Below are 14,910 nucleotides of genomic sequence, written 5' to 3' on the forward strand. Positions count from 1 at the left end.
CGCTGTCGCAGCCCTCAGTCGTTGAGGGTGGCAAGCTCGTCGAGCATGTCGAGCAGAACTTCGACACGTTCGTGGCCATAGCGAGCTTCGAGCTGCTCGTAGATCGCGCGGCTTTCCGGGCTGACATCGGCGATCACCCGCATGCCCTCCGGCGCGATCTCGAGAAGCACGCGGCGTCCGTCCTCGGCGTCCTTGTGCTTGGTGATCAGGCCGCGCTCCTCAAGCGAGCGGATGATGCGCGTCAGGCTGGGCGCCAGGATGAAAGCCTTGTCGGCCATTTCGGAGGCATCGACCCGGCCGGCCTCGGCGAGGATGCGGATCACCCGCCACTGCTGCTCGGTGATATCGTGACGGGCGAGCATGGGGCGGAAATGCGCCATGACCGCTTCGCGCGCTCGCAGCAGCGCGATCGGCAGCGATCGGCGCGTATTGTGCGGCAGAAGGGCGTCGGGACCGAGATCGGTCTTGGTTTTCTCACGGCTCATAAGCGCTCTATCGGACATTTTCGGTCGTTCCGCAATTGTCAGCCACAAGTGCTGAAAGAGAGTTACTTGACACGGTCGCCAATTTCATTAACGTGTTAATTAAATCATGGCGCATCGGGAGGAAAGATGCCGCACCTGACAATCGAATATTCCGGCAATCTCGACACCAAGGTCGACTTTGCCCGGCTTTGCCGGACCGTTCACAGGACGATCCTCGGCACCGGCCTTTTCGAGCTCGGCGCCGTCAGGGTGCGCACGATCCGGAGCCTCGACTACGCGATCGCCGACCTCCTGCCCGAGAACGGCTTCATCGACATGTCCTTCCGCATCGGCCGCGGGCGCACGGAGGCTGAGAAGAAGGCGACCGGAGAAGCGATCTTCAAGGCCGTGAGCGACGAACTTTCCGCGCTTTTCGCCACGCCGCATTTCGCGCTCAGCCTCGAAATCCGTGAGATCGACCCGGATCTGAGCTGGAAGAAGAACGCCATTCACCCCAGGCTGCGCGCCTCCAAAGGCTGAGCGCGACCGTTTCCCTCAAAAAGACAGCAGTGCGCGGCGAAAGTCTGCGCCAGCATCGGAGAACACCATGTCCAAGCTCGACGAAAACCTCGCCAAGGCGGAACGCTACCTTGCCCGCTTCAAAAGCGAAGGCGTGCTCAACCACATCAACGGCGAGGCAGTCCCTTCGCTCGATGGCGAGACCTTCGAGACCATTTCGCCTGTCGATTTGAAGCCGCTGGCAAAGATCGCGCGTGGCAAGGCAGCCGATATCGACCGCGCCGCCAGGGCCGCGAAAGCGGCCTTCGCCGAATGGGCCGCGATGCCGGGCGAGACACGCAAGAAACTCCTGCACAAAATCGCCGACGCGATCGTCGCCCGCGCCGAGGAGATCGCTTTCGTCGAGTGCATGGATACCGGACAGTCGCTGAAGTTCATGGCCAAGGCGGCGCTGCGCGGTGCGGAAAACTTCCGCTTCTTCGCCGACCGGGCGCCGGAGGCACGCGACGGCAAGGTGCTGCGCGGCGGAAACCAGATCAACATGACGACGCGCGTGCCGATCGGCCCGGTCGGCATCATCACCCCGTGGAACACGCCCTTCATGCTGTCGACCTGGAAGATCGCCCCGGCGCTCGCCGCCGGCTGCACGGTCGTGCACAAGCCGGCGGAATTCTCGCCGCTGACGGCGCGGCTGCTGGTCGAGATCGCCGAGGAAGCGGGCCTGCCCAAGGGTGTCTGGAACCTCGTCAACGGTTTCGGCGAGGATGCCGGCCGGGCGCTCACCGAACATCCGGATATCAAGGCGATCGGCTTCGTCGGCGAAAGCCGCACCGGCTCGATGATCATGAAGCAGGGTGCTGAGACCTTGAAGCGCGTGCATTTCGAACTTGGCGGCAAGAACCCGGTCATCGTCTTTGCCGATGCCGATCTTGAGCGCGCCGCCGACGCCGCGGTCTTCATGATCTACTCGCTGAACGGCGAACGCTGCACCTCGTCCTCGCGCCTGCTCGTCGAGGACAGCATCTATGATCGCTTCACGACGCTCGTCGCCGAAAAGGCCAAGCGCATCAAGGTCGGCCACCCGCTCGACCCGGAAACCGTCGTCGGTCCGCTCATTCACCCTGTGCATGAGAAGAAGGTGCTCGACTATATCCGCATCGGCCGCGAGGAAGGTGCGACCGTTGCTGCCGGTGGCGAGAAGTTCGCTGGCCCCGGTGGCGGCTGCTACGTGACCCCGACGCTTTTCACGGGCGCCGACAACGGCATGCGCATCGCCCAGGAGGAAATATTCGGGCCGGTGCTGACCGCCATTCCGTTCAAGGACGAGGCGGAAGCGCTTTCGCTCGCCAACGACACACAATACGGCCTCACCGGCTATCTCTGGACCTCGGACGTCACCCGTGCCTTTCGCTTCACCGATCACCTCGAAGCCGGGATGATCTGGGTGAACTCGGAGAATGTGCGCCACCTGCCGACACCCTTCGGCGGCGTCAAGAGTTCGGGTATTGGTCGCGACGGCGGAGACTGGTCGTTCGACTTTTACATGGAAACCAAGAACATCGCCTTTGCCAGCTCGGCGCATGCGATCGCCAAGCTCGGCGGCTGAGCGCGCGCTGGCTACACATCTGGAGGAGACATCAATGCCCTTGCCGAAACCGAACCTTCACCCGCCCTTCAACATCGTGCGGCTGAGCCATGTGGAGCTCGCCGTCACCGATCTCGCCAAATCGCGGGCCTTCTATGTCGACGTACTCGGCCTGCAGGTCACCGACGAGACGGCGGACACGGTTTATCTGCGGGCCATGGAGGAACGGGGCCACCACTGCATCATCCTGAAGAAGGCGTCGAGCGCGGAAGCCCGCGATCTCGGCTTCAAGGTCTATGGCGACGAGGATCTCGAAAAGGCGGCGCATTTCTTCAAGGCGAAAGAATTGCCCGTCGAGTGGATCGAGCGTCCCTACCAGTCGCGCACCTTTCGCACCCGTGATCCCCAGGGCATCCCGCTCGAGTTCTACTCGAAGATGGACCGGCTGCCGCCGATCCACCAGAAATACGCCCTTTACCGCGGCGTGAAGCCGCTGCGCATCGACCACTTCAACTGCTTCTCGCCCGATGTCGACGAAGCCGTCGCCTTCTACAACGAGATCGGTTTCCGGGTAACGGAATACACCGCCGACGAGGAGACGGGGCGTCTCTGGGCTGCCTGGACCCATCGCAAGGGCGGCGTGCACGACATCGCCTTTACCAACGGCCGCGGTCCGCGCCTTCACCACACCGCCTTCTGGGTGCCGACGCCGCTCAACATCATCGACCTGCTCGACCTGATGTCGACCTCTGGCTGGCTGGCCAACATCGAGCGCGGCCCCGGCCGGCACGGCATCTCCAACGCCTTCTTCCTCTATGTGCGCGATCCGGACGGTCACCGCATCGAGATCTATTGCTCCGACTACCAGACCGTCGATCCCGATCTCGAGCCGATCAAGTGGGATCTGAAGGACCCTCAGCGCCAGACGCTCTGGGGCGCACCGGCGCCAAAATCGTGGTTCGAGGAAGGCAGTTCTTTCTCGGGCGCCGAAGCCAGGGACTCGATCCTCAAGGCGCAACCGATCGTCGCGCCCTGACGTTTTGCCAGCAGACGCGCACCACAAGAGTTGACGGAGGAACAGGGTGGATCAGAAAAGTTTCGGAGAATGGTCGCTGAAGGCAGCGCAATGGGGTGCCGACTACCGCGCGTCGTTGCGCGATCGGCCGGTGCGGGCACAGACGGCACCGGGCGCGATCGCCGCCCAGATCCCGTCGCAGCCGCCGAAGACAGGCGAGGACATGCAGGCGATCTTCGAGGATTTCGAAAAGATCATCCTGCCCGGCATGACCCATTGGCAGCATCCGCGCTTCTTCGCCTACTTCCCGGCGAATGCCGCGCCAGTCTCTGTCGTCGCGGAATATCTGGTCACCGCCATGGCGGCGCAATGCATGCTCTGGCAGACCTCGCCGGCAGCGACCGAGCTTGAGACCAAGGTGCTCGACTGGCTGCGCCAGGCGATCGGGCTGCCCGAAGGCTTTTCCGGCGTGATCCAGGATTCCGCCTCCTCGGCGACGCTCTCTGCCGTGCTGGTCATGCGCGAAAAGGCGCTTGGGTGGCAGGGCAACAGGAAGGGTCTCGCCAGCCAGCCGCAGCTGCGCATCTATTCCTCCGATCAGGTTCATACCTCGATCGACCGGGCGATCTGGGTTTCGGGCATCGGCGAGGAAAACCTCGTGCGTATCCCGGCAAAGGGTCCGCACCGGGCGATGGACTGCCAGGCGCTCGAAGCTGCAATCCTTCGCGACAAGGCGGCGGGCCTCGTGCCGGCGGGCGTAATTGCCTGCACCGGCGGCACGAGCACTGGCGCCTGCGACGACATCGCCGAGGTGGTGCGGGTTGCGCATGCCCACGGCCTCTATGTCCATGTGGACGCCGCCTGGGCCGGTGCCGCGATGATCTGCGAGGAATTCCGGACCCTCTGGACCGGCGTCGAGCAGGCGGATTCCGTCGTCTTCAACCCGCACAAGTGGCTCGGCGCGCAATTCGATTGCTCGGCGCATTTCATCCGCAGTCCCGGCGATCTGGTGAAAACACTCGCAATCCAGCCGGAATATCTGAAGACCCACGGCCGCGACGGCATCATCAACTATTCCGAATGGACAATCCCGCTCGGCCGGCGCTTCCGCGCGCTGAAACTCTGGTTCCTGCTGCGCTTCCACGGACTCGACGGGCTGCAGACGATGATCCGCAACCATGTGCGCTGGTCGGAACAATTGGCGGAGCGGCTGGGCAGCCACAAGGATTTCGAGATCGTCACGCCGCCGATGCTGTCGCTGTTTTCGTTCCGTCATCGCAGCCAGGGCGATGCAGACGCCCATAACATCGCGCTGGTCAACGCGATCAACGACGACGGCCGTATCTACCTGACCCAGACCCGCGTCGACGGCCACGTCGCAATCCGCTTCCAGGCCGGCCAGTTCGACATGACGGAGGAAGATGCCACCACCGCCTTCGAGGTGATCACCGAAGTCGCGGCCGCGCTCAACAAACACCAGCAGAATACGGAAGCCGCGCTATGAACCATCCCCGTTTCGTAAGCTTTTCGGCCGGCGGAAAAGCCGGCTACGGTGTCGTTTCCGGCAATGGCATCATCGACCTGTCGGAAAGGCACGGATCGACCTTTCCGACCTTGTGCGAAGTCATCGAAGCCGGCGCCCTTGCCCGGCTTACGGACGAGGCGGCGGGCCTTACACCCGACCTCTCGCTCGACGAGATCCGGTACGAGATCCCGGTGCCGGCACCGGAAAAGATCATCTGCGTCGGCGTCAACTTCCCCGACCGTAACGAGGAATACAAGGATGGCCAGGCGGCACCCGCCAACCCGTCGCTGTTCATCCGCTTTCCGCGGTCGTTTACCGGCCACCGTCAGCCGCTGATCCGCCCGCCTGAAAGCCCTCAGCTCGACTATGAGGGCGAGATCGTCATCGTCATCGGCAAGGGCGGCCGCCGCATCCCCGAGGCGAGCGCGCTCGACCATATCGCGGCACTGTCGCTTTGCAACGAAGGCACGATCCGCGACTGGGTGCGCCACGCCAAGTTCAATGTCACCCAGGGCAAGAATTTCGACCGCACGGGATCGATCGGCCCCTGGCTGGTGCCTTTCACCAATGAGGCACAGCTTGCGGATATCAAGCTCGAAACGCGGGTGAACGGCGAGGTGCGCCAACAGGATCGCACCAGCCGGATGATCTTCTCCTTCCGCAAGATCATCAACTACGTCTCGACCTTCACGACGCTGGTTCCCGGCGACGTTATCGTCACCGGCACACCGACCGGTGCCGGTGCCCGTTTCGATCCGCCGATCTGGCTGAAGCCCGGCGACATCGTCGAGGTCGAGGCCGAGGGCATCGGCACGCTCATCAACCCCATTGCCGACGAGGCCTGATCGATGCTCGACAAATCCCAGATCGAGGCCGCAGCTAGCGCCCTCGACACCGCCGAACGCGAGCGTGTCCAGACCGGTCTGCTGTCGCTCAAGCACCCCGAAATGACCATGGACGACGCCTATGCGGTGCAGGCCGCCTGGGTGAAGCAGAAGATCGCCGGGGGGCGCCGGGTGATCGGCTGGAAGATCGGCCTGACCTCCAAGGCGATGCAATATGCCCTCAACATCGACATCCCGGATTCCGGCGTGCTCTTCGACGACATGCTGTTTGAGGATGGCGCGCGTATCCCGGGCAGCCGCTTCATCCAGCCACGCATCGAGGCCGAGATCGCCTTCGTGATGAAGGCGCCGCTTGCCGGCCCCAACGTCACCGTCTTCGACGTCTTGAACGCCACCGACTATGTGACGCCGGCACTCGAAATCCTCGACACACGCATCCTGCGCGTCGATCCCGAAACGAAGAAGGCCCGTACCATCGTCGATACCATTTCGGACAATGCCGCCAATGCCGGCATCGTTCTCGGTGGGCGGCAGATGCGGCCGGATGCGATCGACATGCGCTGGATGGGCGCGATCGTCTCGCGCAATGCCGAGGTCGAAGAGACCGGGCTCGGCGCCGGCGTGCTCAACCACCCGGCCCGCGGCATCGCCTGGCTCGCCAATCGGCTGGCGCTTTACGGCGATCGCATCGACGCCGGCCAGATCGTGCTTGCCGGTTCTTTCATCCGCCCGGTCGAGGCCCGCCACGGCGACACCATCGTCGCCGACTTCGGACCTTCCGGGACCGTCAGTTGCTTCTTCGAATAGGACCGACCATGCCCGCTCCGCGCAACCCGTTCAAACAGGCCCTGGCCGAGAAGCGTCCGCAGATCGGGCTCTGGCTGGCGCTCGCCAATCCATACACCGCCGAGGTCTGCGGCGGCGCCGGTTTCGACTGGCTGCTGATCGACGCCGAGCATGCGCCGAACGACGTTCCGCTACTGGCGGCGCAACTCCAGGCGCTGGCCGCGTCGCCAAGCCATGCCATCGTCCGCCCGCCGATCGGCGAAACCTGGATGATCAAGCAGATCCTCGATATCGGCGCGCAGACGCTGCTGGTGCCGATGGTTGAAAGCGCCGAACAGGCCCGCGCCCTGGTGCGCGCCGTGCGCTACCCGCCCCATGGCGTGCGCGGCGTCGGCGCCGCCCTTGCGCGGGCATCGGCCTTCAATCGCATTCCGGACTATCTGCAGACCGCCAACGACGAGGTCTGCCTGCTGGTGCAGATCGAAAGCCGGGCCGGCCTTGCCGCGCTCGACGAGATCACGACCACCGAAGGCGTCGACGGCGTGTTCATCGGCCCTGCCGACCTTGCAGCAGACATGGGCTATCTCGGCAGACCCGGCGCGCCCGAAGTGCAAGAGGCGGTCGAAGCGGCGCTGCTCGCCATCCAGTCGCATGGAAAAGCCGCCGGCATTCTCACCTCGGACCAGGCACTCGCCCGTCGCTACCTCGACCTCGGCGCCACCTTCGTCGCCGTCGGCAACGATGCCGGCCTGCTGGTCGGCGCAACGTCCAAACTGGCCGCGGAGTTCAAGGGTGTTGAACGCGGTCCCGGAACGGGGCGATCTGGCGGGTCTTACTGAAGCGCGCTCGTCCCATCGACTTAATCAGCATTAATCACTATGATTAATGCTGATTAAGGGAGATACACATGGAAACGAAAGTGCTGACTGCGCACATTCCGTTGCCGCTTGCAGAAAAGGTGGATCAGCTCGCGGCCCGTCTGGAGCGACCGCGCGGCTGGATCATCAAGCAGGCGCTTGCTGCCTGGGTCGACCAGGAAGAAGAACGACGCCGTTTGACGCTTGAGGCGCTTGCCGATGTCGATGCCGGAAACGTCATTGATCATCAGGCCATGCAGGCCTGGGCCGACAGCCTCGACAGCGATACTCCGCTCCCCGTTCCGCAATGATGGAACTGAAGTGGACGCCAAAGGCCTCGTCCGATTTGGGGCGCCTTTTCGAGTTTCTGGCGCCCGTCAACAGGAGAGCGGCCGCACGGACGGTGCAGTCCTTACTCTCCGCGCCGTCCCATCTGATCGAGCAGCCCCGTCTTGGGGAACGCCTTGACGAGTTCGCGCCAAGAGAAGTTCGTCGCTTGCTCGTTGGACACTATGAAGTACGCTATGAGATCAAGCAGTCAACGATCTTTATCCTGCGCATCTGGCATACGCGCGAAGACCGCTGAGCCAAGATGTTCCCGCTCGATACGCCACGACCGAATCCGGTTTGAGGAATCGTGACGCGGGAGTATAGCGGTCTTACGCCCACCAGCATTGGATTCCCGCCATGACCGATACCGTTCTCGACCGTTTCCTCCGTTATGTCGTCATCGACACCCAATCCGACGCCAGGTCGAAGACGCAGCCTTCGACGGAAAAGCAGAAGAACCTCGGGCGGGTACTCGTCGAGGAACTGCTTGCGATCGGCCTTGCCGACTCCCATCTCGATGAAAACGGCTATGTCTATGCCACCATTCCTTCGAACGTGGACAAGCCGGTGCCGGTAATCTGCTGGTGCTCGCACATGGACACGGCACCCGATTTCACCGGCACGAACGTCAAGCCGCAGATCGTCAGCAACTATCAGGGCGGCGATATCAGGCTTAAGGGCGATCCGCAGCAGGTGATCCGCGTCGCCGACCACCCGGTTCTCAACGACCAGATCGGCAATGACATCGTCACCACCGACGGCACGACGCTGCTCGGCGCCGACGACAAGGCAGGGCTTGCCGAGATCGTCACGGCCGCTCAAGTTCTCGTCGACAATCCCGAAATCAAGCACGGCACGATCAAGCTGCTCTTCACCACCGACGAGGAGATCGGCCGCGGTGTCGACAAAGTCGACTTGAAGAAACTCGGCGCCGAGTTCTGCTATACGGTCGATGGCGAAACCGCCGGTCATATCGAGGACGAAACCTTCTCCGCCGATGGCGTAGAGATCGTCATTCATGGCGTCGCCATCCATCCGGGCTTTGCCAAGGACAAGATGGAGAACGCGATCAAAATTGCCGGCGACATCATTAGCCGGCTACCGCGCGACGTGTCTCCCGAGGGCACAGAAGGGCGCGACGGCTTCGTGCACCCGACCGGAGTGACCGGCTCGATGGACAAGGCGCAGCTCGGCCTCATCGTGCGCGACTTCGACGAGGCGGGCCTTGCCACGAAGGAAGCCATGCTCGAAGGCATCGTCAAGGACGTGATGAAGGCCTATCCGGGTTCGACCTACAGCTTCGAGATCAAACAGCAGTACCGCAACATGAAGGCCATCCTCGACCGTCATCCGGAGATCGTCGAGAACGCCATCGAGGCGATCCGCCGGGCCGGCATGCAGCCGGTGCGCGGCAGCATCCGCGGCGGCACCGACGGTTCGCGGCTCTCCTTCATGGGCCTGCCGTCTGCCAACCTCTTTGCCGGCGGCCACGCCTTCCACTCGCCGCTCGAGTGGGTCAGCCGCCAGGACATGGATCGTAGCGTCAAGACGCTGGTGGAACTCGCGAAGATCTGGGCCGAGCGCGCCTGACATAGTTTCGGAAAACGGGGCGGCTTGGGTGCAATAGGTGGCCGCTCCTTCTCCAAAGGAGACGACCGATAGACACGGCGCGAAGGAGGGTCAGGCAATGAGTACGGCGCGGGGCTCAAAACGCGCGCCGGCAAAGCCCGCTTCGCTCGCAACCAACCCGCCGACCTTCGAGCACATCGTTACCGGCGTCAACGAGACCTTCCTTTGGCGTCTGGACGATTATCCGTGGGAACGCAACGTCTGGAACTTCCATCCGGAGATCGAAATCCATCTCATCCGCAAGGCCTCGGGCCTTGCCTTCGTCGGTGATCATATCGGCCAGTTCGGTCCGGGTTATCTCACTGTCATCGGCAGCAACCTGCCGCATGACTGGGTGACGGTCACCGAGCCCGGCGAAGTGATCGAGGGGCGCGACATCGTCATTCAGTTTCATCCGGACCGCATGCGCGAGATCACCGACACACTGCCGGAATTTGCAGAACTCGAAGCCTTCTTCGCCCGCGCCGAGCGCGGCCTGGTGTTTCATGGAAAGACCCGGACGCAGGGAGCCGAGCTCATCGAGCGAATGGGCACATTGACAGGTCTCTCGCGCCTCTCATTGTTCATCCAGCTGCTCGACCTGCTCGTCAACACCAAGGAATACGAGCTGCTCTCCTCACCGGAATTCGCGCCGGAGCTCGACCAGCAATCGCTCGACGTGCTGCGCCAGTCGCTTGCCTTCATCTACGAGAACATCGCGACCGACATCCATCTGGCCGACCTCGCCAGGGAGGCCGGCATGAGCGAGACCGCGTTTTCGCGCTTCTTCAAGAAGAACACTGGCAACACCTTCACCGACCACGTCAACAAGCTGCGCATCTGGCAGGCCTGCAAGCTGCTTGCCGAAACCGAGATGCCGATCACCGACATCTGCTTCGAAGTCGGTTACCTCAACATCTCCAACTTCAACCGCACCTTCCTGCGCCAACACAAGATGACGCCGTCGGCCTACCGGCGGCTGACAGGCCAGCGTCGTACGTCCCGCTCTTAGGGCGCCACGTTCGGACGCCAACGATGAATCCTTGCATTTTGCTGCACTGCAAATAGTCCTTTGCGGGCGGAACGGCGCATGAAAGTATAGAATCGCCGCAACGGGCACGCTAGTTCGGCGGAGTGTAAGGTCTATCATCAGGATCAGCGAAACGGTTCGCTATGAGGAGACGCACCGGACCTGAGGAGTATCCGGCGCGCATCGCAGACCTGGGGAGGTCTTTTCACAATGACTAAAGCCAAAACGCTCGTTTCGAGCATCGCCTTTGCATGCCTTTTTTCCACCGGCCTGACGACTCTTGCGGTCGCGGCCGAATGCTCCGGCACGATCAAGGTGCTGGCCCAGCCCCGCGACGGGCTGACGCTTCTTGAGGCCTACAAGTCCGAATTCGAGAAGCTATCCGGCGGCGCATCCTTCGAGATCGACTATCTCAACGAAAACGATCGGCGCGCCAAGACCAAGGCCGACGCCTCGACCATCGGCAAATACAACGTCTACTACATCGACGAAGCCAATGTGGCGCTGTTTGCGTCGGCCGGCTGGGTCGCGCCGCTGACGGATTATTATCCGGCGGAATACGACTACGCCGATTTCGATCCGGGCCGGCAGAAGGTTGCCACCTATGACGGCAAGGTCTGGTTTGCGCCGGTCACCGGCGGCGGCGACCTGATGGTCTATCGCAAGGACCTGCTCGAGGTCGCTGGCATTACCCCGCCGAAGACGCTCGACGAATATGTTGCCGCAGTGAAGAAGCTCAATCAGCCCGACCAGGGCATCTACGGCACAGCTCTTCGCGGCCAACGCGGCTCGGGCGCCAATGTCTGGCGCTGGATGCCATTCTTCAAGGGCTTTGGCGGCAACTGGTTCGACGGCAAGACGCCGGTCTTCGACGGCGCTGAGGCGGTCAAGGCGACTGAGACCTATCTCGAACTCTTCAAGTACTCGGCACCGGGCAGCCAGACCGGCGGCTGGGACGAGGCGGTCGGCGCCTTCACCTCCGGCCAGGTGGCGATGCTGATCGAATCCACGCCGCTGGTCGGTATGGCGATCGATCCGAAATCCTCCAAGGTCGCCGGCAAGGTCGGCTACCTGCCGCCTCCGGCACCGCTGACGGGCGGCGGCTACGGCCATGGTCTCGCGATCGGCATGAAGGCCAACAAGGACGAGGCCTCCAAGGCCTGCGCCGGTCTGTTCGTCGCCTGGGCGACATCGAAGGAAAACGAGGCCCGGCGGCTCGAAGCTGGACAGTTTAGCGAACTCAATCGCACCAGCATCATGACCAGCCCGAAATTCGCCGAACTCTACGGGCCCGATCTCGGCCAGGCGCTCGCCGATACCGGCAAGGTCACCGCCGTCAACTTCTGGCAGAACCCGCAATGGCCTGATCTTGGCGACCGCTGGGGCATCATCCTCGAGGAGTTGATCACCGGAACGCGCACCGACATCAAGGAAGGCCTCGACGAGCTCGACGGCTTTGCCAAGGACTTGGTTGCCCGCAGCCAATAACCGTTCCTCCCAGGGCCATCGGCAGGCGGAAAGCCGGTCGGTGGCCCACCGCACCATCGGTGGCGCGTTTCGCGTTCAGCCGCAGGACGTCATGACATGAGCCAAAAAAACAACCTGCCGGCGGTGTTCCTCACCCCGGCCATGGGGATCCTCGCCGTTCTCGCGCTCGTGCCGACGGCCTATGCGATCTACATTTCCTTCCAGAACCGGGAGCTCAGTCGTCCCGACGGCAATCTTATCGGCTTTGCCAACTACATCGACCTGTTCTCGGATCGGCGCTTCATCAACGCCATCGGCGTCTCTCTTACCTGGGAAGCGGTGACCGTCGGCATGACGCTCCTGATCGCCGTCGGCCTTGGCATCCTGCTGTTCGAATGCGTCTCGCCGCGCACGCGCAATCTGCTGGCGCTTCTGTTTCTGGTGCCGGTCATCCTGCCGCGGGTATCGGCCGCCTTCGTCTGGAAGTTCGCCTTCCATCCGCTCTATGGCATCGCCACCTACCCCTACAAGGCGATTACTGGCCAGCCGCTCGACCTGCTCTCCAATCCGGCGACTGCACTTGCGACCGTCGCGCTGGTCGACGTTTGGCAATGGGGCCTGTTCTTCGCTGTCATCGTTCTGAAACTGCTAGAGACTTTGCCACCGCAGCCGTTCGAGGCCGCAAAACTCGACCATGCTCGGACCTGGGAGATCTATGCCTTCATCGCGCTGCCGATGCTGAAGGCGCCGCTGATCTCGCTTGCCTTCGTCAAGATGATCGAGTCGCTGCGCGCCTTCGACCTGATCTACGTCATGACCCGCGGCGGCCCCGGCATCTCAACCGAAACGCTCGACATGTACGCCTTCTCGCAAGGCTTCATCGAGTCCGGCCGCATCTCCTATGCCTCCAGCATGGCGGTTCTGATGATGATCGCCACCTCGATCGCCTTCACCTTCATCTGGAAGAGGGTTCAGTGATGACCGCTCACACCATTGGCCGTCTCATCGGCCGGCTGATCCTTGGCCTCGCCGCCTTCTCCGCCGTCTTCCCGATGGTCTGGACGACACTCAACGCCTTCAAGAACCGCGTCGATATCGTCACCCCGACACCGCTCTTCATCTTCGAGCCAACGCTCGACAACTTCGCCTATGTGCTCAGTCGCGAAAGCGTCTTTGCCGGCCTCGTCAATTCGCTGCTGATATCGGCCGCCGCGGTGCTGATCGGTGCCGTCCTCGGCCTGCCGGCCGCCTATGCAATCGCGCGCTACCCCAACCGGTGGTCCCGTGACATCCAGTTCTTCGTTCTGTCGCTGCGCTTCCTGCCGCCGGTGGCGATCGCCATTCCACTGATGGTGATCTGGCTCGATTTCGGGTTTTACGACACGCGCCTGTCGATGATCGTCACCTATTCGCTGCTGACGCTCGCGACCATCATCTGGCTGAGCGTCCCGGCCTTTGCCCGCGTGCCGAAGGAAGTCGAGGAGGCGGCCCGCGTCGATGGCTACGGCCCCTATGCGATCTTCTTCCTGATCGCCCTGCCGATTGCCCTTCGATCGCTGATCGGCGCTGTCGCCTTTGCCTTCGTGCTCGTCTGGAACGAATTCCTGATCGCGCTGATGCTGACGACGTCCGACGCCAAGACGTTGCCGATCGTCGCCTCGGAGCTGACGCAGCTCGGTCGCGACGTGCCCTGGGGCATCCTCAACGCATCCGTCGTGCTGCTCTCCATCCCGCCGCTGCTCTTCATCGGGGTTCTAAGCGGCATGCTCAACAGCGCCTTCAAGCGCAAGACCCAATGAATCCCAAGACTGAAAAAACAAGGAAATCCTTCATGCAAGCGTTGGTCCTCGAGCAAAAAGGCAAGCTCGCAATCCGGGAGATCGATCTCCCGCTGGAACTTGGTCCCGATGATGTCAAGATCGCCATCCACACGGTCGGCGTCTGCGGCAGCGACGTGCACTACTACACCCACGGCGCCATCGGCCCCTATGTGGTGCGTGAACCGATGGTGCTCGGGCATGAGGCGGCCGGCACCGTCGTTGCGGTCGGCAGCAATGTCGAAACGCTCGACGTCGGCGACCGCGTCTGCATGGAGCCGGGTGTCCCGGAACTGACCTCCCGCGCTTCCAAGCTCGGCATCTACAATGTCGACCCCAAGGTGCGCTTCTGGGCGACGCCGCCGGTGCATGGGGTGCTGGCGCCCTTCGTCATCCACCCGGCCGCCTTCACCTACAAGCTCCCTGATAATGTCTCCTTTGCCGAGGGTGCCATGGTCGAACCCTTCGCGATCGGCATGCAGGCGGCCGCCCGCGCCCGGATCGCACCCGGAGATGTCGCCGCGGTCATCGGCTGCGGGCCGATCGGCATCATGGTGGCGCTTGCGGCCCTTGCCGGCGGCTGCAGCCGCGTCTTCATCTCGGATTTCAGCGCCGAGAAACTGGCCATCGCAGCACAATATCCGGGCATCACCCCGGTCAACATCGCCGAACAAGCCTTTGCCGACGTGGTCGCTGCCGAGACCGGTGGCTGGGGCGCCGATGTCGTCTTCGAAGCAAGCGGCAGCGCCAAGGCCTTTTCGAGGATTTTCGATCTGGTGCGCCCCGGCGGTGCCGTGGTGCTGGTGGGGCTGCCGGTCGAAGCCGTCCAGTTCGACGTACCGGGCGCGATCTCCAAGGAGGTCCGCATCGAGACCGTGTTTCGCTACGCCAACATTTTCGACCGAGCCCTGCAATTGATCGCGTCCGGCAAGGTCGACCTGAAGCCGCTGATCACCGAAACCTTTCGTTTCGAAGACAGCATCAACGCGTTCGAGCGCGCTGCTTCTGCCCGGCCGACGGATATCAAGCTGCAGATCCGCATGGACAGTGGGAAGGATTGAG

At 62.8% G+C, this 14,910-nt stretch carries 16 protein-coding genes; 15 read left to right on the plus strand and 1 reads right to left on the minus strand.

The annotated features are described in order from the left end of the window. Positions 1 to 14: 14 nt before the first annotated feature. Positions 15 to 503 (minus strand): homoprotocatechuate degradation operon regulator HpaR, encoded by a 489-nt coding sequence (gene hpaR / locus OKW20_RS09615; RefSeq protein WP_429171784.1) that lies wholly within the window; start codon positions 501 to 503, stop codon positions 15 to 17. A 108-nt stretch (positions 504 to 611) separates the two neighbouring features. On the opposite strand from hpaR, the gene OKW20_RS09620 reads away from it, so the two are divergent. The 15 genes from OKW20_RS09620 to OKW20_RS09690 all read left to right on the plus strand — a co-directional run bounded on the left by OKW20_RS09620 (position 612) and on the right by OKW20_RS09690 (position 14,909). Beyond that, the gene (locus OKW20_RS09620) at positions 612 to 1,004 is read left to right on the plus strand and encodes a 5-carboxymethyl-2-hydroxymuconate Delta-isomerase (RefSeq protein ID WP_429171786.1); all 393 of its coding nucleotides are present in this window, start codon (positions 612 to 614) and stop codon (positions 1,002 to 1,004) included. 67 nt (positions 1,005 to 1,071) lie between these two features. Further along, positions 1,072 to 2,589 carry a 5-carboxymethyl-2-hydroxymuconate semialdehyde dehydrogenase gene (hpaE, locus tag OKW20_RS09625; RefSeq protein WP_429171788.1) on the plus strand — a complete coding sequence of 506 codons (1,518 nt, stop codon included), beginning with the start codon at positions 1,072 to 1,074 and terminating at the stop codon, positions 2,587 to 2,589. 34 nt (positions 2,590 to 2,623) lie between these two features. Next, a complete protein-coding gene (gene hpaD / locus OKW20_RS09630; protein WP_429171790.1) occupies positions 2,624 to 3,604 on the plus strand; it encodes a 3,4-dihydroxyphenylacetate 2,3-dioxygenase in 981 nt (326 codons plus the stop codon). Positions 3,605 to 3,650: 46 nt separating this feature from the next. After that, on the plus strand, positions 3,651 to 5,087 hold the full coding sequence (locus tag OKW20_RS09635) for a pyridoxal phosphate-dependent decarboxylase family protein (RefSeq protein WP_429171792.1): 1,437 nt from the start codon (positions 3,651 to 3,653) through the stop codon (positions 5,085 to 5,087). After that, positions 5,084 to 5,953, plus strand: a complete 870-nt coding sequence (locus OKW20_RS09640) for a fumarylacetoacetate hydrolase family protein (RefSeq protein ID WP_429171794.1) — start codon at positions 5,084 to 5,086, stop codon at positions 5,951 to 5,953. Before OKW20_RS09635 ends, OKW20_RS09640 begins: the two co-directional genes overlap by 4 nt. Positions 5,954 to 5,956: 3 nt before the next feature. Beyond that, positions 5,957 to 6,760 carry a 2-oxo-hept-4-ene-1,7-dioate hydratase gene (hpaH, locus tag OKW20_RS09645; RefSeq protein WP_429171796.1) on the plus strand — a complete coding sequence of 268 codons (804 nt, stop codon included), beginning with the start codon at positions 5,957 to 5,959 and terminating at the stop codon, positions 6,758 to 6,760. An 8-nt stretch (positions 6,761 to 6,768) separates the two neighbouring features. Beyond that, positions 6,769 to 7,578, plus strand: a complete 810-nt coding sequence (hpaI, locus tag OKW20_RS09650; RefSeq protein WP_429171798.1) for a 4-hydroxy-2-oxoheptanedioate aldolase — start codon at positions 6,769 to 6,771, stop codon at positions 7,576 to 7,578. A 68-nt stretch (positions 7,579 to 7,646) separates the two neighbouring features. Beyond that, positions 7,647 to 7,907 (plus strand): CopG family ribbon-helix-helix protein, encoded by a 261-nt coding sequence (locus OKW20_RS09655; RefSeq protein WP_429171799.1) that lies wholly within the window; start codon positions 7,647 to 7,649, stop codon positions 7,905 to 7,907. Beyond that, positions 7,907 to 8,182, plus strand: coding sequence for a type II toxin-antitoxin system RelE/ParE family toxin (locus OKW20_RS09660; protein ID WP_429172321.1), 276 nt, complete (start codon positions 7,907 to 7,909; stop codon positions 8,180 to 8,182). Before OKW20_RS09655 ends, OKW20_RS09660 begins: the two co-directional genes overlap by 1 nt. A gap of 101 nt (positions 8,183 to 8,283) precedes the next feature. Continuing rightward, a complete protein-coding gene (gene pepT / locus OKW20_RS09665; protein ID WP_429171800.1) occupies positions 8,284 to 9,516 on the plus strand; it encodes a peptidase T in 1,233 nt (410 codons plus the stop codon). Positions 9,517 to 9,613: 97 nt separating this feature from the next. Next, positions 9,614 to 10,546 carry an AraC family transcriptional regulator gene (locus OKW20_RS09670; RefSeq protein ID WP_429171801.1) on the plus strand — a complete coding sequence of 311 codons (933 nt, stop codon included), beginning with the start codon at positions 9,614 to 9,616 and terminating at the stop codon, positions 10,544 to 10,546. Positions 10,547 to 10,774: 228 nt separating this feature from the next. Next, a complete protein-coding gene (locus tag OKW20_RS09675; RefSeq protein WP_429171803.1) occupies positions 10,775 to 12,052 on the plus strand; it encodes an ABC transporter substrate-binding protein in 1,278 nt (425 codons plus the stop codon). 96 nt (positions 12,053 to 12,148) lie between these two features. After that, a complete protein-coding gene (locus tag OKW20_RS09680; protein ID WP_043612248.1) occupies positions 12,149 to 13,009 on the plus strand; it encodes a carbohydrate ABC transporter permease in 861 nt (286 codons plus the stop codon). After that, positions 13,009 to 13,830: a carbohydrate ABC transporter permease gene (locus tag OKW20_RS09685; protein ID WP_043612250.1), complete on the plus strand. Its 822-nt coding sequence runs from the start codon at positions 13,009 to 13,011 to the stop codon at positions 13,828 to 13,830. Before OKW20_RS09680 ends, OKW20_RS09685 begins: the two co-directional genes overlap by 1 nt. A gap of 32 nt (positions 13,831 to 13,862) precedes the next feature. Further along, on the plus strand, positions 13,863 to 14,909 hold the full coding sequence (locus OKW20_RS09690) for an NAD(P)-dependent alcohol dehydrogenase (protein WP_429171805.1): 1,047 nt from the start codon (positions 13,863 to 13,865) through the stop codon (positions 14,907 to 14,909). The last annotated feature ends 1 nt before the right edge of the window (position 14,910 follow it).

The sequence above is a fragment of the Ensifer sp. LBL genome (assembly GCF_050435225.1).
Classification (GTDB): Bacteria; Pseudomonadota; Alphaproteobacteria; order Rhizobiales; family Rhizobiaceae; genus Ensifer.

Excerpts from the sequence above, each read along its gene's own strand:
- hpaR (WP_429171784.1), bottom strand. The coding sequence starts at position 503 with ATGTCCGATAGAGCGCTTATGAGCCGTGAGAAAACCAAGACCGATCTC.
- OKW20_RS09620 (WP_429171786.1), top strand. The coding sequence starts at position 612 with ATGCCGCACCTGACAATCGAATATTCCGGCAATCTCGACACCAAGGTC.
- hpaE (WP_429171788.1), top strand. The coding sequence starts at position 1,072 with ATGTCCAAGCTCGACGAAAACCTCGCCAAGGCGGAACGCTACCTTGCC.
- hpaD (WP_429171790.1), top strand. The coding sequence starts at position 2,624 with ATGCCCTTGCCGAAACCGAACCTTCACCCGCCCTTCAACATCGTGCGG.
- OKW20_RS09640 (WP_429171794.1), top strand. The coding sequence starts at position 5,084 with ATGAACCATCCCCGTTTCGTAAGCTTTTCGGCCGGCGGAAAAGCCGGC.
- hpaH (WP_429171796.1), top strand. The coding sequence starts at position 5,957 with ATGCTCGACAAATCCCAGATCGAGGCCGCAGCTAGCGCCCTCGACACC.
- hpaI (WP_429171798.1), top strand. The coding sequence starts at position 6,769 with ATGCCCGCTCCGCGCAACCCGTTCAAACAGGCCCTGGCCGAGAAGCGT.
- OKW20_RS09655 (WP_429171799.1), top strand. The coding sequence starts at position 7,647 with ATGGAAACGAAAGTGCTGACTGCGCACATTCCGTTGCCGCTTGCAGAA.
- OKW20_RS09660 (WP_429172321.1), top strand. The coding sequence starts at position 7,907 with ATGGAACTGAAGTGGACGCCAAAGGCCTCGTCCGATTTGGGGCGCCTT.
- pepT (WP_429171800.1), top strand. The coding sequence starts at position 8,284 with ATGACCGATACCGTTCTCGACCGTTTCCTCCGTTATGTCGTCATCGAC.
- OKW20_RS09670 (WP_429171801.1), top strand. The coding sequence starts at position 9,614 with ATGAGTACGGCGCGGGGCTCAAAACGCGCGCCGGCAAAGCCCGCTTCG.
- OKW20_RS09675 (WP_429171803.1), top strand. The coding sequence starts at position 10,775 with ATGACTAAAGCCAAAACGCTCGTTTCGAGCATCGCCTTTGCATGCCTT.
- OKW20_RS09680 (WP_043612248.1), top strand. The coding sequence starts at position 12,149 with ATGAGCCAAAAAAACAACCTGCCGGCGGTGTTCCTCACCCCGGCCATG.
- OKW20_RS09685 (WP_043612250.1), top strand. The coding sequence starts at position 13,009 with ATGACCGCTCACACCATTGGCCGTCTCATCGGCCGGCTGATCCTTGGC.
- OKW20_RS09690 (WP_429171805.1), top strand. The coding sequence starts at position 13,863 with ATGCAAGCGTTGGTCCTCGAGCAAAAAGGCAAGCTCGCAATCCGGGAG.